26 protein-coding genes and 2 tRNA genes are annotated in these 23,641 nt (G+C 65.6%); 12 read left to right on the top strand and 16 right to left on the bottom strand.

Annotated elements, in window-relative coordinates; all coding sequences use genetic code 11:
- Positions 1 to 11 precede the first annotated feature (11 nt).
- A complete protein-coding gene (locus RHOSA_RS0107335; protein ID WP_027288160.1) occupies positions 12 to 509 on the bottom strand; it encodes a DUF1127 domain-containing protein in 498 nt (165 codons plus the stop codon).
- A gap of 398 nt (positions 510 to 907) precedes the next feature.
- Here RHOSA_RS0107335 and RHOSA_RS0107330 point away from each other — a divergent pair, with 398 nt between their 5' ends.
- Positions 908 to 2,965: an aminopeptidase P family protein gene (locus RHOSA_RS0107330; protein ID WP_081728556.1), complete on the top strand. Its 2,058-nt coding sequence runs from the start codon at positions 908 to 910 to the stop codon at positions 2,963 to 2,965.
- 3 nt (positions 2,966 to 2,968) lie between these two features.
- Here RHOSA_RS0107330 and RHOSA_RS0107325 read toward each other — a convergent pair whose 3' ends face one another.
- From RHOSA_RS0107325 to RHOSA_RS0107315, 3 genes are all read right to left on the bottom strand, one after another.
- Positions 2,969 to 3,316: a hypothetical protein gene (locus tag RHOSA_RS0107325; RefSeq protein WP_027288158.1), complete on the bottom strand. Its 348-nt coding sequence runs from the start codon at positions 3,314 to 3,316 to the stop codon at positions 2,969 to 2,971.
- A 50-nt stretch (positions 3,317 to 3,366) separates the two neighbouring features.
- Positions 3,367 to 4,257, bottom strand: a complete 891-nt coding sequence (gene ygfZ, locus RHOSA_RS0107320; protein WP_027288157.1) for a CAF17-like 4Fe-4S cluster assembly/insertion protein YgfZ — start codon at positions 4,255 to 4,257, stop codon at positions 3,367 to 3,369.
- 80 nt (positions 4,258 to 4,337) lie between these two features.
- On the bottom strand, positions 4,338 to 5,669 hold the full coding sequence (locus RHOSA_RS0107315; RefSeq protein WP_027288156.1) for a class I SAM-dependent methyltransferase: 1,332 nt from the start codon (positions 5,667 to 5,669) through the stop codon (positions 4,338 to 4,340).
- Positions 5,670 to 5,841: 172 nt separating this feature from the next.
- Here RHOSA_RS0107315 and RHOSA_RS0107310 point away from each other — a divergent pair, with 172 nt between their 5' ends.
- Positions 5,842 to 6,252 carry a CBS domain-containing protein gene (locus RHOSA_RS0107310; protein WP_027288155.1) on the top strand — a complete coding sequence of 137 codons (411 nt, stop codon included), beginning with the start codon at positions 5,842 to 5,844 and terminating at the stop codon, positions 6,250 to 6,252.
- 33 nt (positions 6,253 to 6,285) lie between these two features.
- Complete coding sequence (locus RHOSA_RS0107305) at positions 6,286 to 6,906, top strand: class I SAM-dependent DNA methyltransferase (RefSeq protein ID WP_027288154.1); 621 nt, start codon at positions 6,286 to 6,288, stop codon at positions 6,904 to 6,906.
- A gap of 48 nt (positions 6,907 to 6,954) precedes the next feature.
- On the opposite strand, the gene RHOSA_RS0107300 is transcribed toward RHOSA_RS0107305, so the two are convergent.
- Positions 6,955 to 7,419 carry an RrF2 family transcriptional regulator gene (locus RHOSA_RS0107300; RefSeq protein WP_027288153.1) on the bottom strand — a complete coding sequence of 155 codons (465 nt, stop codon included), beginning with the start codon at positions 7,417 to 7,419 and terminating at the stop codon, positions 6,955 to 6,957.
- Positions 7,420 to 7,614: 195 nt separating this feature from the next.
- Between RHOSA_RS0107300 and RHOSA_RS0107295 the strand changes: the two genes are divergently transcribed.
- The 4 genes from RHOSA_RS0107295 (at position 7,615) to RHOSA_RS24095 (ending at position 9,581) form a co-directional block, all read left to right on the top strand.
- Positions 7,615 to 8,001 (top strand): rhodanese-like domain-containing protein, encoded by a 387-nt coding sequence (locus RHOSA_RS0107295; protein ID WP_027288152.1) that lies wholly within the window; start codon positions 7,615 to 7,617, stop codon positions 7,999 to 8,001.
- A complete protein-coding gene (locus RHOSA_RS0107290) occupies positions 7,998 to 8,441 on the top strand; it encodes a DUF2141 domain-containing protein (protein ID WP_215904993.1) in 444 nt (147 codons plus the stop codon). Before RHOSA_RS0107295 ends, RHOSA_RS0107290 begins: the two co-directional genes overlap by 4 nt.
- Before the next feature lie 17 nt (positions 8,442 to 8,458).
- Positions 8,459 to 8,932, top strand: coding sequence for a methyltransferase family protein (locus tag RHOSA_RS0107285; RefSeq protein WP_027288150.1), 474 nt, complete (start codon positions 8,459 to 8,461; stop codon positions 8,930 to 8,932).
- A 115-nt stretch (positions 8,933 to 9,047) separates the two neighbouring features.
- Positions 9,048 to 9,581 carry a copper chaperone PCu(A)C gene (locus RHOSA_RS24095; protein WP_051431912.1) on the top strand — a complete coding sequence of 178 codons (534 nt, stop codon included), beginning with the start codon at positions 9,048 to 9,050 and terminating at the stop codon, positions 9,579 to 9,581.
- 76 nt (positions 9,582 to 9,657) lie between these two features.
- Here the strand turns inward: RHOSA_RS24095 and RHOSA_RS21100 are convergent, their stop codons facing one another.
- From RHOSA_RS21100 to petA, 3 genes are all read right to left on the bottom strand, one after another.
- Positions 9,658 to 9,966 (bottom strand): c-type cytochrome, encoded by a 309-nt coding sequence (locus RHOSA_RS21100; RefSeq protein ID WP_037255865.1) that lies wholly within the window; start codon positions 9,964 to 9,966, stop codon positions 9,658 to 9,660.
- Between the two features lie 35 nt (positions 9,967 to 10,001).
- Complete coding sequence (locus tag RHOSA_RS21095) at positions 10,002 to 10,556, bottom strand: NapC/NirT family cytochrome c (protein WP_051431911.1); 555 nt, start codon at positions 10,554 to 10,556, stop codon at positions 10,002 to 10,004.
- 118 nt (positions 10,557 to 10,674) lie between these two features.
- The gene (gene petA / locus RHOSA_RS21090) at positions 10,675 to 11,247 is read right to left on the bottom strand and encodes a ubiquinol-cytochrome c reductase iron-sulfur subunit (RefSeq protein ID WP_081728555.1); all 573 of its coding nucleotides are present in this window, start codon (positions 11,245 to 11,247) and stop codon (positions 10,675 to 10,677) included.
- 324 nt (positions 11,248 to 11,571) lie between these two features.
- Here petA and RHOSA_RS21085 point away from each other — a divergent pair, with 324 nt between their 5' ends.
- From RHOSA_RS21085 to RHOSA_RS0107245, 4 genes are all read left to right on the top strand, one after another.
- Entirely contained in the window at positions 11,572 to 14,049 is a 2,478-nt protein-coding gene (locus RHOSA_RS21085) for an efflux RND transporter permease subunit (RefSeq protein ID WP_051431910.1), read from the top strand.
- The gene (locus RHOSA_RS0107255) at positions 13,991 to 14,797 is read left to right on the top strand and encodes an outer membrane lipoprotein-sorting protein (protein WP_027288149.1); all 807 of its coding nucleotides are present in this window, start codon (positions 13,991 to 13,993) and stop codon (positions 14,795 to 14,797) included. The genes RHOSA_RS21085 and RHOSA_RS0107255 overlap by 59 nt, the downstream gene beginning before the upstream one ends.
- Entirely contained in the window at positions 14,794 to 16,260 is a 1,467-nt protein-coding gene (locus RHOSA_RS21080; protein ID WP_051431909.1) for a DUF1302 family protein, read from the top strand. Before RHOSA_RS0107255 ends, RHOSA_RS21080 begins: the two co-directional genes overlap by 4 nt.
- Before the next feature lie 88 nt (positions 16,261 to 16,348).
- Positions 16,349 to 17,113, top strand: a complete 765-nt coding sequence (locus RHOSA_RS0107245) for an alpha/beta hydrolase family protein (RefSeq protein ID WP_037255863.1) — start codon at positions 16,349 to 16,351, stop codon at positions 17,111 to 17,113.
- Between the two features lie 28 nt (positions 17,114 to 17,141).
- Here the strand turns inward: RHOSA_RS0107245 and RHOSA_RS0107240 are convergent, their stop codons facing one another.
- On the bottom strand, positions 17,142 to 17,345 hold the full coding sequence (locus RHOSA_RS0107240) for a YgaP family membrane protein (RefSeq protein ID WP_027288147.1): 204 nt from the start codon (positions 17,343 to 17,345) through the stop codon (positions 17,142 to 17,144).
- Between the two features lie 128 nt (positions 17,346 to 17,473).
- Complete coding sequence (locus RHOSA_RS0107235; protein ID WP_200371932.1) at positions 17,474 to 18,211, bottom strand: cytochrome b/b6 domain-containing protein; 738 nt, start codon at positions 18,209 to 18,211, stop codon at positions 17,474 to 17,476.
- A 277-nt stretch (positions 18,212 to 18,488) separates the two neighbouring features.
- Here RHOSA_RS0107235 and RHOSA_RS24090 point away from each other — a divergent pair, with 277 nt between their 5' ends.
- Positions 18,489 to 18,974 carry a c-type cytochrome gene (locus tag RHOSA_RS24090; protein ID WP_169816607.1) on the top strand — a complete coding sequence of 162 codons (486 nt, stop codon included), beginning with the start codon at positions 18,489 to 18,491 and terminating at the stop codon, positions 18,972 to 18,974.
- Between the two features lie 116 nt (positions 18,975 to 19,090).
- Here RHOSA_RS24090 and RHOSA_RS25880 read toward each other — a convergent pair whose 3' ends face one another.
- The 6 genes from RHOSA_RS25880 to RHOSA_RS0107195 all read right to left on the bottom strand — a co-directional run bounded on the left by RHOSA_RS25880 (position 19,091) and on the right by RHOSA_RS0107195 (position 23,460).
- On the bottom strand, positions 19,091 to 19,222 hold the full coding sequence (locus tag RHOSA_RS25880) for a hypothetical protein (protein WP_276570029.1): 132 nt from the start codon (positions 19,220 to 19,222) through the stop codon (positions 19,091 to 19,093).
- A gap of 218 nt (positions 19,223 to 19,440) precedes the next feature.
- Positions 19,441 to 20,067 carry a LysE family translocator gene (locus tag RHOSA_RS0107220; protein ID WP_027288145.1) on the bottom strand — a complete coding sequence of 209 codons (627 nt, stop codon included), beginning with the start codon at positions 20,065 to 20,067 and terminating at the stop codon, positions 19,441 to 19,443.
- Positions 20,068 to 20,164: 97 nt separating this feature from the next.
- A protein-coding gene (locus RHOSA_RS24670) for an IS630 family transposase (RefSeq protein WP_156092606.1) occupies positions 20,165 to 21,123 on the bottom strand; the annotation gives its coding sequence in 2 pieces (ribosomal slippage) (positions 20,165 to 20,779 and positions 20,782 to 21,123; 957 coding nt in all).
- Between the two features lie 188 nt (positions 21,124 to 21,311).
- Positions 21,312 to 21,384, bottom strand: a tRNA-Ser gene (locus tag RHOSA_RS0107205).
- Positions 21,385 to 21,678: 294 nt separating this feature from the next.
- Positions 21,679 to 22,710 carry a hypothetical protein gene (locus RHOSA_RS25055; RefSeq protein WP_156092604.1) on the bottom strand — a complete coding sequence of 344 codons (1,032 nt, stop codon included), beginning with the start codon at positions 22,708 to 22,710 and terminating at the stop codon, positions 21,679 to 21,681.
- Positions 22,711 to 23,384: 674 nt separating this feature from the next.
- Positions 23,385 to 23,460, bottom strand: a tRNA-Phe gene (locus tag RHOSA_RS0107195).
- Between the last annotated feature and the right edge of the window lie 181 nt (positions 23,461 to 23,641).

Raw genomic sequence — 23,641 nt, 5'->3', positions numbered from 1 at the left:
TGGCGCGCGCCTTACGCTGCCCGACGCTGCGGGCGCGCATCATCCTGACTATTCGCAGGTGCCGGGCGCTCGAGCGTGGCAGACGCCGTGCGCGCGTGCACCGGAGCCATGTCTTCCTCGACGGGACGCAGCGTCTCGCCAAAGTCGTGGCCAGTTGCCGTCGCCCCGGCGGCCTCGGCTTGCTGCTGCGCGAACAGGCGATCAACCGCGCCGGTGATGTCGTGCGGGTTGATGCCGATGTCGGCGAGCGAGCGCGCGTCAAGCTGGCTCAACTCCGCGACCGTGCGCCGGCGGGCGCGATGCTTGGCGAACGCCGAACGCGCGCCGCGAATGCCGCGGCCAACCAGTTCGGCGAGCTTGGAGACGACCATCTGGGTGGTGCGGGCAATGGCATCAGCCTGCATCTGCCGGGCAAGCAGGTAGACGTCGGCAGTATCCGGCCGGCGCTCCTGGGACCGCTGCCCGGCCCGCGCACCCGACAGCTCAGTCGGATCGATCATGCGGGTCATAAGGGAAACTCCTCTGGATCTAGTGGGTGTTGCGGTCAGGTTGCGTGGTTCACGAACCGGGCTTCGGCCCGCCGTTGCGTGGCCGAACTCCGCGAACGACCGGTCAAACACGCTGGCGCAAACCAGCTTTTTGCCGTCGTCCATGCCAAAGACATAGCCTTCTTCACGCGCGGGCGATAACGGCGATTCCGCACCGCAGTATTGCCAGGCGCGCATAGCTTAAACTATTGGTTTAAAAGGGGTTAAAGTACGATTTCAGAGCTGTGACGCATAGCTCCCTGCCCTTCTTGCAGGCCCTGATGCGCCGACCTTGCGCCAGGGTCTTGTGTGCCTGGGTCCACACGCCTAGCGTCCTAGCTCTGAACCTCCTGACCGCCGCCGGAAGGGCCCATCCCGCTATGCCCAACGCGCTCGACCCAACCTCCGATACCCTCGACCTGTCCGGCCTTACCCAGGCGTTGCAAGAAGCCGGGGTCGGACTCGAGGCGGAGGCCCTAGACCGGCTTTTGGCCGGCATCGCCGCCTCCCCCGTCGCCGATGCGCCGACGGCGTGGATGTCCCTGTTTGGTACCAACCTCGACGCGGACCTGCAGGCCTGGGTCGCGCGGGCCGTGCGAGCTCAATCGGTCGACGGCGGCCTGTCGGCCGGCAGCCCTGCCAGCGCGGCACGGATCAGCGCATTGCGTGCCGAACTGGATCGCCGTGGTCTCGCCGGGTTCGTGGTGCCCCGGGCCGACGCCCACCAGCTGGAGGCTCCGCCGCCGCACGCCCAGCGCCTGACCTGGCTGACCGGCTTCACCGGGTCGGCCGGCGTCGCCGTCGTGCTCAAGGATGTCGCCGCGATCTTCGTCGACGGGCGTTATACCCTGCAGGTGGCAAACGAGGTGGACGCCTCCCTGGTCGAGCCGCGTCACCTGAGCGATGCGCCGCCGGCGGACTTCATCGCGGAATATCTGGATGGCGGCGTGCTGGGTTACGACCCCTGGCTGCACACGGCCGAGGGCGTGCAGCGGCTGCAGCAGGCGGTCGAGCGCGCCGGCGGCAGCCTCGCGCCCGTGGAGGACAACCCGCTGGACGCGGTCTGGCCGGATCAGCCGCCAGCTCCGCTGACGCCAGCACATATTCATGACCTGGCCTACGCCGGCGAACCCTCCACGGAGAAACGCGCGCGGGTCGCCACCACGCTTGCGGACGCGGGTCAGGCGGCCGCCGTGCTCAACCTGCCGGACTCAATCTGCTGGCTGCTCAACGTGCGCGGGCGCGACGTGCTGCACACGCCGCTCGTTCTGTCATTCGCGGTACTAAACGCCGACGGCCGGCTCGACTGGTACGTCGATCCGCGCAAGGTTCCCTCGGACGTCTGCGCCGGTTTGGACGACACCGTCCAACTGCACGCACCCGAACTGTTCCTCGAAGCGCTGGATAGGCTGGCACAGGCCGGCAAGCCCGTGCGGGTGGACGCGGCCACGGCGCCGGCCGCGATCGTCCAGCGGATCGAGGCCGCTGGCGGGCGCGTAGCGCGCGACGCCGACCCCTGCCAGCTGCCCAAGGCCCGCAAAAACGCGACCGAGCTGGCGGGCGCGCGGAATGCCCATGTCCGCGACGGCGCGGCCGTCACCCGCTTCCTCTGCTGGCTGCAGAGCCGCGCTCCGGAACGCGCGGACCGCGGCGAACCGATTACCGAGATCGAGGCGGCCGAGGCGCTGGCCGCGTTCCGCCGGGCCGATCCGCTGTTCCGCGATCACGCCTTCGACACCATCTCCGGCGCGGGCGAGCACGGCGCGATCGTGCACTACCGGGTCGACGACAGCAGCAACCGCGCGCTCCAGACGGGCGAGCTGTATCTGGTGGATTCCGGCGGCCAGTACCTGGATGGCACGACCGACATTACCCGCACCCTGCCCGTCGGCACGCCGACTGGCGAGCAGCGCGCGCGCTATACCCTGGTGCTGAAGGGTCACATCGCCCTCTCGCTCGCACGCTTCCCCGACGGCACCACCGGCAGCCAGATCGACGCGTTGGCCCGCCGGCCATTGTGGTCGGCCGGGCTGGACTATGATCACGGTACCGGGCACGGCGTGGGCAGCTACCTCGGGGTGCACGAAGGGCCACAGCGGATCTCCAAGCACCCCAGCTCGATCAAGCTCGCGCCCGGCATGATCTGCTCGAACGAACCCGGCTACTACAAGACCGGCGCCTACGGCATCCGGATCGAGAATCTGGTGGCCGTCACCGCGCACGAAGGTAGCGGGCCTGACAGCCGTTCCATGCTGGGCTTCGAGACGCTGACGCTGGCCCCCTACTGCCGGGCGCTGATCGATCCCGCACTCTTGACGGCAGACGAGCTTGCCTGGATCGACAGCTACCACAGCCGCGTGCGCGACACCCTGACCCCGCATCTCGACGCGGACACGGCGCGCTGGCTGGCCGGCGAGACGGCGCCGCTCGGGCGGTAGCGCTCACAAACAGTAGGTGTAGTCGATCCCGGTCTTCTTGTCGGTGAGGTCGATATTGCGCCCAGAGACCTCACCCGCGAAGGCGTGACCGCTGCCCTCGTCCGCACCGTCGAAGGCATCGCCGGCGAGATTGAGCGATACCGGCTTGCCATCGGCGGTCTGCAGATTGGGCAAACGGCCGGTCAGCACGACCCCAGAGGTCTCGTCGGTGACCGCGACCTCGTTCCCCTGGATCGTGCCGGAGACGGGAAAGCGGCTGCCAACCTCGAAGTCGAACACGCCCTCGGCCTGGTGGCCCTCCACGGCCACCCCGGCGACGAACGCGATCAGCCGGCGCAGCGGGTCGTCCATCGGGGGACTCCTGCGATTCTGTTCAGGTGAGACTCACAGCGCCCGGCTGGTCAGAAATTCACCCAGTCGGGCTTGCGCGGGGTCACGGTGGCCTCACCGGCCGTCATCGGGGTGCCGGCGGCGAGCTTGTCCAGGCGGAGCAGCGCCAGGCCGACCCCATCGACCGCCGAGCGCAGCGTGCCCGCCGGCTTGCCGTCGGTGCGGATCTCCGCGCCCGCCTGCGGTGTCGGGCCGTCGATCTCGACCGGCACCAGCCGCTTCTTGGCGAGCCCGCGATACTTCATCCGCGCGGTCAGCTCCTGGCCCAGGAAGCAGCCCTTGTCCCAGTCGATCCCGTGCAGCTCGTCGAAGCCGCTTTCGATCAGGGTCGCCTTTTCGGGCTCCAGGTCGCCGCTGCCCTCCGGCACGCCGAGGGAGAAGCGCAGGCGCTCGAACGCGGCCGTCTCGCCAAGTTGGAAGCCGGCCTCCCGCAACGTCGCCTCGGCCGTCTCGCGCGGCAGGAGGGCGCGTGCGCCGAGCCCGCTCAGGCGCGGATCGGTGAACGCCACGCCGTCGCCCAGCGGCCGCGCATAGCCTTCCAGCGCCGGCAGGTCGAGCAGCCCCAGCGACCGGATGCCGAGCAACGCATAGGCGCACAGCTCGTCGGCCTCCGCGATCTCGGCCTTGGCACGTAGCTTGTAGATCGCCAGCCGCTTCTTGAAGTGCGCCCGCCGGGCCCCCTCGCAGTCCAGCCACAGCGCACCGTCCGGCCCCTCGACCAGGAAGAACTCGTGCAGGAACTTGCCCTGCGGGGTCAGGAAGCCGGACCAGATCGCCTGCTCGGCCGTCACCTGATGGACGTCGTTGGTGACCACGCCGTTCAGGAAGGACTTAGCGTCCTCACCCGACAGGCGCATCAGCGCACGGCTCGGCAACGGGACGGCGGTGGGCTGTTCGCTCATGGTGTTCCGCGGTGTTCTTTCAGAAGAGGGACGATACCGTGGCTCATCCACCTAGCGCAGATAACCCCGCAATGAGGCGGCTACAAGCCACCGGGCGCATCGCGATAGAGGTCCGCCCGGGTGGGCGGCAAGCCACTCGGTCCCTTGCCCTTATGCTTGCTGGCGAGCGTCTGGAAGATCCGGAGCGAGCCGTCCTGAAAGGAGAGGGACACGCCCGCCAGATAGGCGATCCACATGCGGTACTTCTCGTCCCCAACCTCCGCGCGGGCGGCGGCTTCGCGGTCGATCAGCGCGCGGTACCACAGCCGCGTCGTCCAAGCGTAGTGCTCGCGCCAGCCTTCGACATCATGGACCTGGAAACGGTGTGCCTCCATCACCGAGAGCGTATGGCCGATATGATCCAACTCGCTGCCGGGGAAGATGTACTTGCGGATCAGCCGGTTCTCCGGACGGATCCGGTTGAACCGCCGGGCCGACTTCTTGGCCCCGCGGGTGATGCCGTGATTGAGCAGCAGGCCACGGTCGGCGAGTAGCCGGTTCAGCTGGCTGAAGTAATCGGGATAGTTCTGGATGCCGACGTGCTCGTACATTCCGATCGAGGCGATCTTGTCGTACGGCCCGGTCAGCTCCCGATAGTCCTTGAGCTCGACCGTGACGCGGTCCTGCAGCCCCTCGGCGGCGATCTTGCCCAGCGCCCAATCGTACTGCGTCTTCGACAGGGTCACACCGTGGGCCTGCACGCCGTGGTGCCGGGCGGCATGGCAGATCAGACCGCCCCAGCCGCAGCCGACATCCAGGAACCGGTCACCCGGATTGAGGCGCAGCTTGCGGCAGATCATCTCCAGCTTGTCGTGCTGGGCCTGCTGGATGCCGTTGTCCCAAGCCGTGAAGTAGGCGCAGGAGTACTGCATTTCCGGGTCGAGGAAGAGCCGATAGAAGGCGTTCGAGACGTCGTAGTGGAACTGGATGAACGCGCGCTCGTCCCGCTTCGTCTGGGCGCGCCCGGTCGCGTCTCCGGCATATACGTGGGTCAGGTGCTCCGGCCGGTCCGGCGCGAACAGCAGCGGCCAGGCCCGCTTGACCAGCGCCCACTTGTCGAGGTCGCCGAGGCGCAGCCTGACCTTGTGCTGCCGGGCGCGTTCGACGAAGCCCAACAGGTCCATCCCGACCACGGCGATCCGCCCGTCGGCGTACAGGCGCGCGACCGTCTCCAACGTCGGCCGGCGCAGCAGGCGGCGCAACACGCCCGCGTCCGAGAGGGCGAGCGCCGGCGCCGCGTTCCCGCCTGCATTGGCGCCGAGCGCCACCCGGCTGCCGTCCCACAGTTCGACCTGCAGCGGCAGATCGGCGTCGCGGGCGATCTGTTCGAACAACGCTCGGGCGGCGGGGAGGTATCGATCGGGGGTGGCCATGGGATTCCGTTACGCAGGGACAAAAACTGTGAAGGCGACAAGCACCACGCCTTTAACCTATGGGCACCCGCCCCCCGGATGAAAGCCGCGTCATGGACCTGTCGCATACACGCCCTAGTTTTACGACGAGAGATGGCCCGTCGAACCACGCGCTCGCCTACAAGGAGCCCTCATGCGGATCGCCGACGTTCCCGGCATGCACGAGCACCGCGCGCTTGCAGTGGTGAACGACCAGTTGACCGTCGCGGAAGCCGCAACGCTGATGGCGGCTCAGCGGATCGGCGCGGTGGTCGCCGTCAAGGATGGCAGCATGTCCGGGATCTTCACCGAACGCGACCTGCTGGTGAAGGTCGCCGCCGCGGGACGGGATGCCACGGCGACCGCCGTGGCGGAGGTGATGACCACCGAGGTCGCGACCATCACCGTCGACGACCCGGTGGAGACAGCCGTGGCCCGGATGCGCGACGGCGGCTTTCGGCACCTGCCCGTGGTCGACGCCAGCGGCGAACCGTTCGCCATGCTCTCCCTGCGCGACCTGCTGGCCCTGGTGACCGAAGCTCCGCTGAGCGAGAAGGCGCGCTAGACCTCGCACCGCGGGCGGGGTAGCCTCACCTGCATGGCAAGCGACTTCTTTGACAAAGTCTACCGCACGACGGCGCAGGACGCGGTCGAGACGCTCTACAACGATTGGGCGGGCACGTACGACACCGACGTGACGGGTAACGGCTACATGACGCCGGGCCGCGTCGCGGCAGCGCTGGCGGCACATCTGCCGACCCCCAACACACCGATCCTCGATTTCGCCTGCGGGACGGGACTTTCGGGCGCAGCGCTCGCCGCCGAGGGGTTTTCGGTCATCGACGGCTGCGACCTCTCCGGGCCGATGCTGGAGACGGCCCGGACACGCGGCATCTATCGCCATCTTTTCAAACTCGCGCCCGACGAAGCCCCCGACACCGCGCCCGGCGACTACGCGGCGATCGCAGCGATCGGCGCCCTCTCGCCGGGCGCCGCGCCGGCCTACTATCTGGATACCCTGCTCGACCGCCTCGTCCCAGGCGGGCTGTTGGCGCTCTCCTACAACGACCATACGCTGGCCGAGCCGGCGTACACATCGCGTCTCGCGCGGGCAATCGAGACCGGGAAGGTCGCCGAGCGCTTCCAGGAGCATGGCGACCATCTGGTCAAGCTCGGCTCGAAATCGACCGTCTACATCCTCGAAAAGCAGGCCGACTGAGCCAGGCTCCGGAGTTGCAAGCGGCCTACCTGCGAGTTTCCACCCCTGCTATCCCGTGGGTTCCGGCGCGGGGGCTTCGGCGACGGGGCCCAGGCGGGCGACCAGATCGCGGCGGTTGCCCGCGAGGTCGGTGACCGTGATGCCGTCCAACACCTGCAAGAAAGCCTCCAGCGCGGCGTCCAGGGCCGTCGACAGGCGGCAGATGCCGATCAGCGGGCAACTGTTGGTGTCGTCATTGAAGCACTCCACCAGTTCGATCGGCGCTTCGGTCAGGCGGACGACCTCGCCCAACGTGATTTCCGCCGGGTCGCGCGCCAGCCGGAAGCCGCCGCCACGCCCGCGCACCGTCTCCACATAGCCGGCCCTCCCCAGTTCGTGGACGATTTTCATGATGTGCGCGCGCGAGATTCCGTGCGCTGTGGCGACCTGATCCACTTGGGTAAGCGCGGGCGCGCGCAAAGCCGCCATCTGCAGGGTGCGCAGGGCATAGTTTGTGTAGTTCTTGAGCCGCATCGTCCTTGCCCTCCCCGATTCCGGTGACGCTTGGGGCCATCGTCGATCTCTATAAGTTAAATCCGCAATATCGCTTTGCCCAAGCCCCGTATCGCCGTTACTCATATCACTGTTACCTTAAATGATAGCCGGGCGGCGACGTCACGCGCTCGCCCCAGGCCCACCGCCACCATGACGACGAGGAGGACGCCCGCGATGGAGACGATCGAGCTGAATGGCGCGACGCTGGAGCAATGGGGTCCGAAGGAGCTGTACGACGCCATGCAACGCGGCGATGTCGCCGTGATCGACGTGCGCACGCCCCAGGAGTTCGCCTTCGAGCACATCAAGGGCGCCCTGCTGGCGCCCCTGTCGACCTTCGAGGCGCGCATGCTGCCCGCGCAGCAGGGCAAGAAGTTGGTGTTTCACTGCGGCTCCGGCGTGCGCTCCCGGCGGGTGGCGGAAGCGTGCGTCCAGGCCGGATTCGAGCGGGTCGCACACCTGGAAGGCGGCTTCGGCGCCTGGAAACAGGCCGGCCTGCCGTACGTCGCGATCGACCCCGCCAGCGGCGGACAGCACATCGTTGGCGGTCAGCAGCAGTGAGCGGCACCATCAGGAGACGATGGGCACCGGCATGGCTCGCCGCGACGATGGTCGCGGCGCTGGCCGGACCGGCGCATGCGAGCGACCTCGCGGTCCGTGTCACCGGGGTACGCGGCGGCGACGGCACGATCCACGTCGCCTTTTGGCGGGGCACGGACGGATTCCGGGATTGGACCCGCACCGCCCGGGAGGGCACGACCCCGGCCCGCGACGGGGCGGTCGAGATCACCTTCCGCGACCTGGACGCCGGGCGCTATGCCATCATCGCCTATCACGACGAAGATGGTGACGGCGAACTCGACCGCTTCTTCGGCATGATGCCGACGGAGGCCTGGGGCCTGTCGAACGATCCGGAGATCAGCGGTCCGCCTGACTTCGATCCCGCCGCGTTCGAGCTACCTGCCGCCGCGCCGGTGATCGAAGTCCCGCTCAACTACTGACCCGACGGAAGCGCCCCGTGTCCGACAAGCCCAACGTCAAGCTGCCCCCGCCGATAATTTACGCCGGTGCGTTCCTGATCGGCCTGGGGATCGACCGCCTCATTCCCTGGAGCGCGTTCGACGGGCCCACGCGTTGGATGCTGGCGGGCGCGCTCGCCCTGCCGGCCGTCGGGTTGGCGCTTTGGGCCCTGCTCACCTTCCGGCGCGCGGACACCGCGATCGAACCCTGGGAACCGGCGCGCAATCTGGTGACGCACGGTCCGTACGCGTACACCCGCAACCCGATGTACGTGTCGCTGACGCTGATGACCGCTGGCGCCGCGATCGCGGCGGACCTGCCGTGGGCACTGATCATGGTTCCCCTGGCCGTGCTGGTCACCGACCGCTACGTGATCGTGCGCGAAGAACGACATCTGACCCACATGTTCGGCCGCCCCTACACCGACTATTGCCGGCACACCCGGCGTTGGTGGGGCCGCAAGACAGCCTGACGCGCGCGTCAGGTGCGACACTACAGCACCCAACCAGGCCCTACCGCCCGAACAGCCCCATACCTATTCTATAAAATGCAATTGTAGGTCCAATTGGCACGGATGGAGGCGGACCATGAACAACCGACGGATGTTATGCGTCTATAGCGCGGTGGCGACCGTGATCTCCGGATGCCTGATTGCGACTGCAGGACCCGCTGCGGCCGCTGGGCAAGCCGAGCAGGTGCAAGTCTCCGGTGCCCACGCCCTCGTCTCACCGATGCACGAAGGCGGCGGCGTCTTCATGACTCTCCGCAACGCCGGCGACGGCCCTGCCGTCATCACCGCCGCCTCGGTCCCGGTCGCGAGCACGGTATCGTTGGACCGCTGTATGGGTCCAAGCGGCATGCAGCCAGGCCAGGGCATGCAACGCCAGCGCTCCGCGCCGGCCGAAGGGCCGCTCGCCATTCCGGCGGGAAGCACGGTCACGCTGCAGCGCGGCAGCCGCCATCTGTGCATGACGGGCACCAACGAGCGCTTCAGGCTGGGCGCCGAGTTTCCGCTGACCCTGACGTTCGAGGACGGCAGTACCAAGACCGTCCCCCTCAAGGTCGAAGGCGTCGCAAAACCCCGCCGTGGCCAAATGCAAGGCCAAGGCTTCAGCCAGTAAAGCGGCCACAAACCCGTCTATTGAGCAGAAGGTACAGCCGTCAGGCCCCGAGGGCCTGACGGCTTGTTTCCGAGTGCTAGTTCAGCCCGTTTAGATACGCAACCAGATCATGCGCGTCGCCCGGCAAGGTGACTTGCGCCTTCGCCGGTGCATGCTGGGGCTGGTTCAAGACCTCGACGAGCGCTTCGGCCCCCAAAGGCGCCTGGTTGGCCGCGATCCCGGCGAACGCCGGACCGACCGCAACGCCGCTCCCGTCAGGCAGCTTATGGCACATCGCACACGCGCGTTGAGCCAATTCTTCGCCGACGGCCGGATCACCATCGGCGGCCTGGACCCCGACTGTCATCAAGCACAGGGCACCGGCCGCGAGCAAGGCACGAGTCATCGCAAAATCTCCTGAACTGCGTGGCGAATCACTGCTTAGCCATCCGACGCGCGGCCGTGCGGCACGCCCACATGGCAGTCCACACAGGTCATCCCGCTACCGGCGCTCAACGACTGGTGCGAGGCGCGCGCAGCAGGCGGCTGCTGATCCAGTTGCATGGCCTCAACGGAATGGCAGGAGCGGCAGGTCTGGCTGTCGTGTGACTTAAACCAGGCGTGCACCTCCTCTTGAAGTTCCGGACGGACCTCCGCGAACTCCTCGGGTGTATCGATGCCCTCGATATAATAGGCCCAGTAAGCCTGCGCGCCGGACCTTGCCTTGGTCCACAGCATGTTGACCAGGTTGTTGTCCGGCACGTGGCAGTCCACGCAGTCAGCTCGAACACCGACGGGATTGGTACCGTGAGTGGATTGCCGAAAGTTGGCCGCGAATTGATCGTAAACGTGGCAGCTGGTGCAGAACTCGGTCTTGTTCGTCTGATGCACCGCGACCGCGCCGCCTCCCGCCACGAGCAACCCAGCCAGGCCACCGGCGGCGAGTAGACCGACGACGGCCAGCGGCGTCCAACGGCGCGCGCCAGGCGTGGTCATGCGTTCCTACCCTAATTTTTCCGCCGCCCACACCCTCTGTAGCCGGGCGCCCCCATCCACGCAACCAACGCATGCGGGACGGGGCATGCGCCCGGCGCAGACCAGACCGTCGACGGGCCTAGCCGATCGTCACGGTGTTGCCGTCGCCAAACGTGTAGGGCGGAACCACCAGGTTGCTCGGTGCCGGTCCTTTCCGGATGCGCCCCGCGGTATCGTAGTGCGAGCCGTGACACGGGCAGAACCAGCCGCCGTAGTCGCCACGCGGGTCACTCGGTTTGTTGCCCAGCGGGATACAGCCAAGGTGCGTGCAGACGCCGACGACGATGAGCCATTCTGGGGTTTGGACCCGCGCCGCATCCGACTCGGGATCCGGCAACGCGTCCAGATCGACACTGCGTGCCTGCTCGATCTCCGCCTGGGTGCGCTTGCGCAGAAAGACCGGCCGGCCACGCCACATCACGCTGATCGCCATGCCCTCCTGCACCGGCGAAAGGTCCGCCTCGATGCTGGCCAACGCCATCTTGGACGCACTCGGGTTCATCTGATCGATGAACGGCCATAGCGCAGCAGCGCCGCCGAAGGCGGCGGTGGCTCCGGTTGCCAGAACCAGGAAATCCCGGCGACCGACCGCCTGCCCGCCGCCGGCGCCCTGGGGATCGAGCGGCCGAAGGCTCTTCGTTGTGGATGTCATGATTCATGTCACCTCCGTTCCTAACAGGTTCGGACCCGAGGGCTGGCGTCGTGACGGGCGCCGCTGCGGGCCCTAAAGTTATATCGCTCATATAACTATAAAAGCACAACGCCCGATATATTCAATTGGGTGCAACCGTCTGTCGCAGGGGCGTGCCCCTTGTTCAGGGCTTGTGGCCTGTCCGGCCCTTCCCCGCCCGACACCCGCCGTACGCGGACTGAGCCATTGATTTATCAAAAACGCATATTAGTATAAGCTTACATATTCGGTCGAACGAATACGATTCGCCGTCAAGACGACCGGCCAAGGGGAGGAGCGCCGTCCATGCGCAAGCTGTCCGAACACGCCGCGACGCACCGGCGTGGCTACTTCTGGAGTGTGCTGGCGCTTACCTTCGCCCTCATGCTGCTGGCCGTCGCGGGCACGCTGTTCCCCCGCGCGCCGCTGCTGCAGGCGCTGACAATCGACACCGACCCGGAAAACATGCTGGCCGACGATGCGCCGGTCCGCGTCGACCACCACCGGCTGAAGCAGATCTTCGGGCTGGACGAGTTCGTCGTCGTCGGGGTGATCAACGACAGCCACGCGGAGGGCGTGTTCAATCCGCAGGACCTCGCCAACATCGCCCAACTGACCGCAACGGCGAAGAGCCTGAAGTTCGACATCACGGTGGACGGAAAGCCGGTGACCGCCCGCGTGGTCGCCGAGGACATCATCGCCCCCGGCGAAGTCGACAACATCGAGACCAGCGGGATCGGCGCGGTCGACTTCTCCTACCTGATGCCGCGCGTGCCCAAGACGGCGGCGGAAGCTGTCCAGGTGCGTACGCGGGCGCAGAACATCCCGATGTACCGCGGCACGCTGGTCAGCGCCGACGGCAAGGCGCTCGCGCTCTATTTCCCGATCACCCACAAGCAGATCAGCCACGCCGTCGAGCAGGAACTGCGCCACGAGATCGACAGCTTCGCGGACACCGGGGCCGAATACCACATCACCGGCCTGCCGGTGGCCGAGGACCGCTTCGGCGCGGAGATGTTCTTCCAGATGGCCGTCTCCGCCCCGCTGGCGATGCTCTGCGTCTTCCTGCTGCTGCTCTATTTCTTCCGCAACGTGAAGCTGGTGCTGTTCTCGCTCGTCACCGCGATGATCGCAGTGGCCTTCACCATGAGCCTGCTCGTGGTGTGCGGCTTCACCGTGCACATCATGTCGTCGATGATCCCGATCTTCATCATCCCGATCGCGATCCTCGACGACATTCACATCCTGTCCGACTTCCACGACCGCTATACGCCCGACCGGCCGCGGCTGGAGATCATCCAGGAGGTGATGGGCGAACTCTGGCGGCCGATGCTGTTCACCTCGCTCACCACCATCGCCGGCTTTGCCTCGCTCGTCCTGACCCCGAACCCGCCGGTGCAGGTGTTCGGCGCATTCGTCGCGATCGGCGTGCTGGCGGCTTGGTTCGTCACGGTGACGCTGCGCCCGGCCTACCTGATGGTCGTTTCGGACGCCACGCTGGCCAAGTTCGGCACCGCGCAGAAAGCCAAGGGCGCAGATACCGAACGCCCGGGCGGCGCGCTTGCCGGAGGCTTGCGGGTCCTGGGCGGCTTCGCGGCCGGCAACGGCAAGCTGATCCTGGCCGGCAGCGCGGTCGTGTTGGCGCTCAGCGTCTGGGGCATCACCAAGATCGAGGTGAACGACAACCCGATCCGCTGGTTCGAAAGCGACCACGAGATCCGCGTGGCGGACCGGGTGATCAACGATCACTTCGCCGGCAGCTACATGGCCTACCTAGCCCTGCAACCGGCCACCCCTGGGTCCGCCGGCGACCAGCCATTCAAGCAGCCGGAGATGCTGCGCTGGATCGCCGGTCTGCAAGGGCATCTCGAAGCCGAGGTTCCGACCGTCGGCAAGGTCACCGCCCTGCCCGACATCATCAAGACCGTGCACCGGGAACTGCTCGGCAGCCCGGAAGCCTTCCGCATCCCCGACAGCCCGCAGGCGGTCGCACAGACCATCCTGACCTACGAAAACAGCCACGACCCGGACACCGTCTGGAACTTCACCACGACCGACTACGACCGCGCCAACCTGTGGCTGCAGCTCAACAGCGGCGACAACAAGGACATGCAGAGCGTCGTCCAGGCGGTCGACGCCTACCTGGCCGATACCCCGCCGCCGGTCGCGATGGACAAGACTTGGTTCGGCCTCACCTACATCAATCTGGTCTGGCAGGAGCGGATGGTGACCGGCATGGCCGAAGCGCTGCTCGGCTCGTTCGCGGTGGTGCTGGTCTTGGTCATCGTGCTGTTCCGTTCGCCCAGTTGGGGCCTGCTGGCGATGGTGCCGCTCACCGTCACGGTGGTCACGATCTATGGCATCGTCGGCTGGATCGGGAAGGACTACGACATGCCCACGGCGGTGCTGTCGTCGCTCAGCCTGGGGCTGGCGGTCGACTACGCCATTCACTTCCTGGCGCGCAGCCGGCAGATCTTCGCCCGCACCCAATCGTGGGCCCGCACCCTGCCGGAAATCTTCGAGGAGCCGGCCCGGGCGATCACCCGCAACATCATTGTCCTGGGTGTGGGCTTCCTGCCGCTGCTGGCCTCTTCACTGGTGCCATACAAGACGGTGGGCACGCTGATCTCGGCGATCCTGGTGCTGGCAGGGCTCGCCACCCTGCTGATCCTGCCGGCCCTGGTCAGCCTGTTCCCCCACCACCTGTTCAAGAAGGAGACGCGCGATGCGAGCCGTTCCCGCAGTCCTGCTGGCGGCGCTGCTGCTGGCGCCGGCCGCCGCTAAGGCGCAGCTCAGCGCCCAAGAGATCGCCGATCGCTCGGAGCAGGCCGCCTACTACCAGGCGGACGACGGCCGGGCGCGCGTGCAGATGGAGATCATCGATCCCCAGAGGCGCAGCCGCGCACGTACGATGACGATCCTACGCCACGACATGATGGACGGCGGCGAGCAGACCGGCCATCAACGCTTCTACGTCTACTTCCACGAGCCGGCGGACATCCGCGACACGGTGTTCATGGTGCACAAGCACCCCGATGCCAACGACGACCGCTGGCTCTACCTGCCGGCGCTCGACCTGGTGCGCCGGATCGCGGCGGAGGACGAGCGTTCCTCCTTCGTCGGCTCGGACTACTTCTACGAGGACGTCTCCGGGCGCGGGTCAAACGAGGACGCACACACCCTGCAGGAGACGACCGAGCAGTACTACGTCCTGCGCTCCGTGCCGAAGCGTCCGGAACTGGTCGAGTTCGACCACTACGTCTCCTACATCCACAAGCAGACCTTCATCCCGGTCCAGGTGCAGTACTTCAAGGCCGACGGCACGAAGTACCGGCAATACACCGTCAACAAGGTGGAGACCATCGAGGGCTATCCGACGGTCGCCCAGTCGACCATGGAAGCCCTGCAGGAAGGCGGAAAATCCACCCTGACCTACACCCAGGTGGACTACGACGTCGGTCTGTCGGCGGATATCTTCACCGAACGCTACCTGCGCAACCCGCCGCGCGGCCAGCTGACCAGTACGGAATGACCATATATTGGCGCCTCCTGGCCTCGACCGTCGCGATCCTGGCGTTGCTGGCCGGGACCGCGTACGCCCAGCCGGCCCTGCCGGAGGGGCTTGGCGACGACAATGCGGCGGCGGAGGACGGACCCAGCGGCCCGTCGCTTCCCGAGGGCCTCGGCAACGACGGCGGCGGTCCGGCGCTGCCGGAAGATCTCGGCAACTCCGGGACTGGCGAATCATCCGACGGCGGCCTTCAGGCCACGCCCGAGGCACCGGACGACACCCCCGTTTTCGGCCTGCTGAGCGACTGGCGGCTGGGCGGCTACATCGACAGCCGCGCCGGCCCGCGCCTGGGCGCGCGAACGGATCAGGAGCGCTTTGCCCTCGCCGAAACACGCGCGGAGCTGAAGGCCGTGCGGAGCTGGCCAGGCGTCACCGCGACCGTGCGCGCGCACCTGCTGGCCGACGCGGTGGCGGAGCAGCACGAGCCCGACCTGCAGTCTGGCGACGGCGCGTTGGACCTGCGCGAGGCGAACGTGCTGTGGCGCGCCACCGATTTCCTTGATGTTAAGGCCGGCCGGCAAATCCTTACCTGGGGGACTGGGGATTTCGTCTTCCTGAACGACCTCTTTCCGAAGGACTATCCCTCCTTCTTCATCGGCCGGCGCGACACCATGCTGAAAGCGCCGTCGGACGCGCTGAAGACCAGCCTCTATACCGATATCGCCAACCTCGATCTGGTCTATACCCCGCAGTTCGACGCCGACCGCTACATCGACGGTGACCGGCTGAGCTACTTCAACCCGTTCGCGCACCGCATCGTCGGGGACAGCACGCCGCTCGACGTGCGCCAGCCGGACACGCCCTTCACGAACGACGAATGGGCGGCGCGCCTGCACCGGCCGATCGGGCGCTACGACAGCGCGCTCTATTTCTACGACGGCTACTGGAAAAGCCCGGAAGGCCAGCTGCCAGGCAGCCAGCGGGCGACCTTCCCACGCTTGCGCAGCTATGGCGCCAGTGTCGAAGGACCGATGCCTGGCGGCCTGGGCGGCATCGCGAACGCCGAAGTGGCCTACTACGACAGTCTGGACGACCGCGACGGCACCGACCCCACCGTGCCGAACCGGGAGGTCCGCGTGTTGCTGGGCTACGAGCGGGAGATCGTCGCCAACCTGACCGGCGCGGTGCAGTTCCTGCGCACCCAGCGCCTTGACGATCCGCCGGCCCGCGATGACCGGCGCAACCTCTGGACGGTCAAGCTGCAGAAAGACTGGCCGGGAGAACAGGTCACCGCCACCCTGTTCGCCTTCTACTCCCCGACCGATCAGGACGGCTACCTGCGTCCCCGGGTGAGCTGGAGTCCCACCGACCGCTGGACCCTGGAGGCCGGCGTCAACTGGCTGTTCGGCGCGGACGACGACACCCGGTTCGGTCAGCTCAGGGACAATTCCAACGCGTTCGTGGCCGCGCGAATCGGGTTCTGATCGCCCGCGCACAGCCACAATTCGCGCTCAGGCGTCGCTGTGGCAGTATCCCTGAAGCGAACCGTCAGCACCCTGTGGACATGCTTCAGTGACCTTGAAAATCGTTCGGCACCTGATCCCGGAAGTCGCAATCGCCTACGCGCCGCCGGGCGATGGACCGTTCCCCGCACTCCTGGTCCTACACGGGTCCGAAGGCGGCGCCTCCGGCTGGAGCCATCGCACCGCGGTGCTGCTGGCCGCCCACGGGTTCTGCGCCATGCCCTTTGCCTATTCCCGGGACGGCAACGCCTGGAACGCCGGAAACATCCGCGACGTGCCGATCGACCGGACCGTGGACGCGCTGCAGGCGCTGCGCGACCACGAGCTGGCGGCGCACAGGGTCGGGCTGTTCGGAGCCTCTCGGGGCGCGGAGCATGCGCTTCTGATGGCCAGCCTGATGCTGCGCGACGGCGTGAACATGCCGCCGGACGCCATCGCCGTACACAGCCCCGCAGACGTCGTCTGCGGCGCGTTCGACGCGCGACGTTGGCGCGATCGCGGCGATCCCGGATGGCAGGTCTGGGATCCGGGGGAGCGCGCCTGGACGTGGCGCGGGCGATCCGACGACCTGCTGCCCACGACACCGATCGAGATCGAGCGCTACGGCGGACCGCTGTTCATCAGCCACGGCACCGCCGATACCATGTGGAGCGTCGAGATGACGCGGCGGTTAGAGGCCCGCCTTATCGCCGCGGGCCGCAAACCGGAAGTGCACTACTTCGAGGGGGAGGATCACCTGCTCAGCACCCCTGCGGAGAACCTGTTTCACACGCGTCTGATCGATTTCTTCACGCGTAACCTGTCTCCGCGCTGAGCGGGCGGTCCGTTTCGCGCGGGTACGTTCAGCCGAACGCCTGCCCCGGCTTGGCGCCCAGTTTCTTGACGATGAACGCCAGCGGACAGAAACCGGTCACCGATGCCTGCGCCAGATTGGCGCCGACGAAGGCGCTCAGCCACAGCCAAGCGGGGTTATGCACCTGCGACAGGCCGAGGCCGAGCAGCACCATCAGGCCAGCGAACAGTAAGACGATACGGTCGATCGACATCGGGCAAGCCTCCTATAAATTCGTATCTATGAATATAAGAGACCTCTAAACTAAAAGCCATGTGCTGCGCCATCCTGTCGCAGCCCCCGCGCCCAGGGAAGGGAGGCACCAGCACGCAGGCGCTCAGCTCAGCCCCAGATCTGTGGGATCGCGACCGCGACGCCGGCCGCCACCGCGATGCACACAAGCGCGCGCCCCGGACTGGCGAACCAGGGCTCCCGCCAGCTGGCCGGCGCGGGGCGACGACCGGTGATCATCCAGCGGATCAGGTTCTCACGCTTCAGCGGCAGGTAGGCGAACGTTGCGACGACGTGCAGCCCGACAAAACCCAGCAGTACCCAGAAGAGGTCCTTGTGCAGCCCGCCGATCGCGTCCTGGACCGCCGCCGGCACGTCGTTGGCGAGATAGCCCGAGGACAGAATGTCGTCGCTGGCGAACAGGCCGGTGATCGGCTGTGCCGCCGCCAGCAGCAGCAACACGACGACGGCCCAGCCGCCCAGCGGGTTGTGCCCGATCGGCGTCGGCGCGCGCCGGGGCAGCGCCTTGAGGTAGCCAAGCACCGCGCCCGGCCCCTTCACGAACTGGCTGAACCGCGCGGTCTGGCTGCCGACCAGTCCCCACAGGACGCGGAAGACGATCAGTCCCAGCACGGCCGTACCGATGCGCATATGCCAGACCTTGCCCAGCTCACCGAAGCCGTATTCGGCCGAATACCAGGCGAGCACGAGGCCGATCACCAACAGCCAGTGGAAGGCGCGCACCCACGGGTCCCACACCTTCAGGCGCTGCTGCCCAGCCATCCCCATTCCCGTTTCGCGCCCGCTCGCCGGCGCGGCGTTGCCCGTGTCCGCCGTTCGTTCGACCATGCCTGCCACTCCAGACTAGCTTCGCTTGGTTCGTTGATGCACATCGTTCAGAGTGCTTGCGTCAACTTTGCGCCACCAAAGGTTTTTGGTAGCGCCCCAGGACGTTTTAGCGCAAGTGAATATGACGCGACTCAGAGACGCGGTTGCACGTCACATAACATGAACTTTAATCGTATAGGTGCACCGCACAATCCCCATCCGCCCCGGATTCGTCCCGTGTCCGACGATGGGGCCTCACCGGATTGAAGACACGATGATAGGGAGGAGTTTGCCTGCCATGAGGATGACCCTAATCAAGACCACTCTTGCCGCCGCGACGCTGGCCGTCGCGGCTGCGGGGACACTCGCGCCCGCCGCCGCACAAGGCGACAAAAGCCCGGAGCAGTGGATCCAGGACCGCCAGGACAATCTCGCCTCTGCGGCGGCGGCGACCAAATCCGTGGCCTGCGCGCTGAAGGGCGAAGGCTGCCCGCGGGCGTTCGATTACCTCGGTCTGCAGGCCCGTGCGATCGCGCATGCCGCGCGCATGGCCCCGCAACATTTCCAGGAGGGCCCGTTCCCCGACGCAGAGGCGGACACCACCGCCCTGCCCAAGATCTGGGACGACTACGATACCTTCGTGCAGGGCTTCGAGCCGATGGAGACGCACGCCCGCGAGATGATCCAGGCCGCGCAGAACGAGGACCTGCAGGCCTACGCGGCGGCCTTCAAGAAGACCACCGACGCCTGCTCGGAATGTCACGACACCTACCGTGAAGACTGAGCCAGCGGCGTAAGCCGATCCTGGCGCGCGACGACGCGGCCGGTGCCCCAACGGGCCCGGCCGCTTGACGTTTCAATTTGACGCAGTCCCAGGTGCTTAGCAGGGGACCTGCGACCTCAGTCCAGCAAGGCCCCGCCCAATCGGGCCGCTTCGGACGACTCTGGCCAGGCCATCAACACGACTGCGGCGATCGCGCCCATCACCGCCAGCGCGGCGACCGTGGCGACAACATTGCGCTTGGTGATCATCTCCGATCCCTCTCATCGTCGACCGACACCGGCGGACCGTATCGCCGGCAGCATGCCCCCTACCTACGGCCCCGCTTGATACCGCAAGAGATAGCCGCGTCAGGTGCCGCGACACAACCCATCGCTCGCCGCCACAGCCAGCGCGTGCCCTGCGTCCCGACGTCCCACAGACGAACGACGCCCGCGCCGCCCCGCGAAACGGACGGCGCGGAACAGGCTCAAGCGCGCCGCATCGTCGCCGTGGCGACCCCCATCGCGACGAGCACACCACCCCCCAGTCGGGTCAAGAACGGCAGCACGCACGGGCGCACGATCTTCTGGCGCAACGTGTCGGCAAGCAGGGCATAGGCCAGCGTATTGATCGCGGCGAAGCCCACGAACGTCGCGATGAGCAGGCCGAACTGCGGCGCCAGGACAGCATTCGGGTCAATGAATTGCGGCACGAACGCGATGAAGAAAACGATCGACTTCGGGTTGAGGGCCGTCACCGCGGCCGCATGCACGAAGACCTTCCGCGGCGAGACCGACGGCGCCTCGTCGAGCCGCCCTAAAGCGGCCTCAGGGGCGCTGCGAAACAACTTGATGCCAAGGTAGACGAGATACCCCGCCCCGACCCATTTGAGCAGCACGAACAGCTTGGCGGACGCCAGGACCAAGGCCCCCAACCCTGCCAAGGAGGCCGACATGGCGATCAGATCCCCGAGCGCGACCCCCACGACCGTCGCCAGCGCGACCCGTCGTCCCTGGCTGATGGCATAGCTCAGAACCAGGAGCACGGTCGGCCCCGGGATCATAAGAAGGGGGATGGAAGCGGACGCGAACGCGAGCCAGACGTGAAATTCCATGGATATGCCACCGGATAGATGCTTTCCCGTGAGCCAGCTACAGAAACCCGCGCGTGTAAAGCAATTCTGAGCAGGCATCATCTAGAGCATCAGACTTTTATTCGTGCACATAGCCTGCGTGGCGGAAGAAATTCCAGCATTCCTCTGGCTGGAACAGGTTGCAGATGTCGCCAGTGCGTCGCCAGAGGGCGTCGTAGGTGCGCGCCTCGGCGGCCCGGAGATGTGCCTTGAGCTTGGAGAACGCCAGTTCGATTGGGTTTAGGTCCGGCGAGTATTTCGGCAGGAACAGGAACCAAGCGCCGCGCTCGGCGAGGAGCGCTCTGGCGTGAGCGCTGTCGTGGGCGGACAGGTTGTCCAGGATGACGACGTCGCCCGGGCGCAGTGTCGGGGCGAGCTGGTGCTCGACGTAGGCTTCGAAGCGTTCGCGGTTGAGCGGCCCGTCGATCACCCAAGGCGCTGTCAGGCCGTCGCAGCGTAGGCCGGCGATAAAGGTTTGGGTCGCCCAGCGCCCGGCCGGCGCCTTGGCGTCGACCCGCGTGCCCCGCGGCGCCCGGCCGCGCAGGCGGGTCAGCTTGGTCGAGGTCGCGGTCTCGTCGACGAACACCAGGCGCCTGGGCTGCGCGCGCATCCGGGCTTGGCGCAGCCCGGTCCAGACGCGCCGCGCGGCGGCCACGTCCGGGCGGCGCTGCTCGGCGGCCGTCAGCGCCTTTTTTTGTAAGTGATGCCGTTGCGGCACAGGAAGCGGGACACAGATGCGGGCGCGACCGACACGCCGCGTTCGCGCGCCAGCTTGTCCGCGAGCTCGGGCATCGTCAGGTCTGGCCGCTCGGCCAGACACGCCCGCAGATAGTCGAACTGGCCGGCCAGCTTGCCACCACCGCCCGGACGTCCTCGCGCATCCGGCGCAATCCGACCAGTCTGCGACCAGCGTTTTACCAGCTTGACCGCCGAACTCGGGCTGATCCGAAAGTGCCGGGCAGCCGCCCGCTTGCTGCCACCCGCCTCGACGTACTGCACCACCCGCTCGCGCAGGTCCTTGGAATGCGCACCGCTCATGATTCACCTCCTACGACGGTGAATCACACAGCAGCGCCGAAGGGAATCCCTGATTCGATGAGCGGGTCCGATGCTCTAGCCGTTCGCCCCATCGCGCACGAGCGGCTGCTTTATGCCAAGGCGTGGGCTTCAAGTCAGCGATGTGAGGGGGAAGGTCGTTCTGCCCGACGCTTGAAAAACCGGCTGAATGGTGCCCAGGGAAGGATTCGAACCTCCGATACTGCGATTTTCAGTCGCAGTAACGAACCGACCACGCCGGCCGACAAGCTAGAGTACCGCGCGCTTGCCGAAATTGAGCAGCTTGGAGGCTTTGCCCCTCAACAGCAGGCCGCCGAGTAAGGCACGCCCGCACCATGCTTGCCCCGTCGGCGTTCCGCGTCGGCGGGGCGACACTACGCTTTTTCTTTCTTGCCCTTCCGCGAACGCTCCTTAAAGTATGCGGCCGTGGGAGGTGTAGCGAGTACCTTGAACCGCTCACCCGCATACTCACCATTAGAAACTTTAACTTCAACGCGGTTGTTTTTGTCGACGTGCTCAGCTCGAAGCCCGACTGACCTACCCACACTCCGAGCTTTCGCCCTCCGGAGCGGACTGCTCTTGGCACTCTTGTCCATGATCGGGCACCTCCCCGTTTGACGGGTTTGATACTAAGGGCTGCGTAGCCAGCGTCAACTCATTGTATAACAATAACACGTGATATAATGAATTTGCCAGTGTTTTTCCAATAGGTACCGTCCATCTTTGGTCAAAAACGCCTGTAGAGTCACTATCTACCGCTAAAAATCCAATACAAAGCGACTCGTCTTCGCCAATAGAACGTCGTTGATCTTGCCGTATTGGCCATACGACGGTGCTTCTGTAGGGCAATGGCCACTCTGAATTGTCGCCCTCAATTTCTTGCCAAAACGTTAAACTAGATGACTCGTAAGAGTTCATATATGGCAGATAGTTGTTTAAGTAAAATCCAGAGTCAGCAAAATCCGGCAGGAACAGTTTTTTGAAATCTTCATTATCTTCCAAACGATCATGCCTTAATTCCAATCGTCGTTCATCACGAGTGCTCATTTCGTGAGACGAGATTTTATCCCGCGCAAGCGCGTAAACGTAGAGTTCATGATTCTCGACAAAAATCAGCTTAATTGTCGCCCGGCACCGAGTTGAGGTAATTGTTGAGAACATCCGAGAATAATAGTCGAGTAATCCACAAAATTCTTCAACAGCCCAGTCTTGTTCTCGATATGAGAGCGAACGCCCTTCATGGTGGTCAGTTAGCACATTATCAAGATAAGTGCTCAGGTCTCTCAAAGTTTCGGATGCAGCGCGCTGTTCATTTACGGTATTGGCGACCCTCCTTCTCTTCAAAAATGTAACTTCACGTACACCGAAGGCCCCCAATGCTGCGATCGCAATGATTGCCAACGCCGCAGATTGAACAATTTCGTTGATGGCTTGTGAGGCACTAAAGAGCGGAAGGACACCAGCAACGCCACCAACAGCTCCGACAGTAAGAGCTACTAGGTTTGCAAAGCCCAAGAGCGGATATTTCAAACTTTGCCATGCCAGTCGAATGGATTCTTCTCGCAACATTATTGCTCCGAAGTCTATCTATGACGCGTCACGTTACGGGTGTGCGCGCGTTGGTTGCAACGGCGAATCTACTCATACACCGGATTATTTGTAGCTACCCAAGCCTTACAGAACGCCGCACAGTCCACCTCGCTGGCGAAGTAGGCACACGTTAGCCCAAGCAGATACCAACGCCCGCTGAGTGGCCCTCCTAGGCGCTCACAGAGCCATTCGTGTACGCGGTCGTAGTCGTGGCCCCAGCCGCCCGGCCGCTCCGGCAGATCGGCGACGTGGGGATAGTCGAGGCGCAGGCGTTGGTCGGGTGTCATATCGGGTAACGGTCTTGGGTAACGCTTATAAACGTATGGCCGAAACGATTACCAAGCCGATGGTGGCGAGCGCGGATAGGCCAGCAGCTATAGCAGCCGCCCAAGCAGCGCGCTCTTGCCGACGGCTTATCTCCGCATCGTGCGATTGTTGGCGCCGCTGTAGCTCGGCTTCCGCTTTTGCCAGTTGTGCTGCGTCTGACGAGCCGCTGTACCGCACGAAATGGAGTTCGTGCGCTGGGGTGTCCTGGTCAATTTCGTCGGCGCGCGGAAGTCGCATAGGCTAATCCTGGGTAACGCTTGTTACCCGACGTGTTACCCGAAGTGCCACTGATTTAAGCCGGAAAACGCTGAAACCCGCAGAAAAAGTGGTGCCCAGGGAAGGATTCGAACCTCCGACACTGCGATTTTCAGTCGCATGCTCTACCAACTGAGCTACCTGGGCACCGGGTACAGGCAGCGGCGCTCGAACAGGGCCGCTACGCGATGCGGTGCGGTGTATAGCGATCACAGCGAGTCGTGTCCAGCCCTGCGGCGACGCTTTCCACGCCGATCGACCACGGCCCGCTGTCACACCCAACGTATACAGCCACCTCTTGGCGTCTACCGGGGGCGACGCGCTAGCC

The organism is Rhodovibrio salinarum DSM 9154 (genome assembly GCF_000515255.1).
Lineage (GTDB): Bacteria > Pseudomonadota > Alphaproteobacteria > Kiloniellales > Rhodovibrionaceae > Rhodovibrio > Rhodovibrio salinarum.
This window is presented reverse-complemented; position numbering and strand designations above follow the sequence as displayed.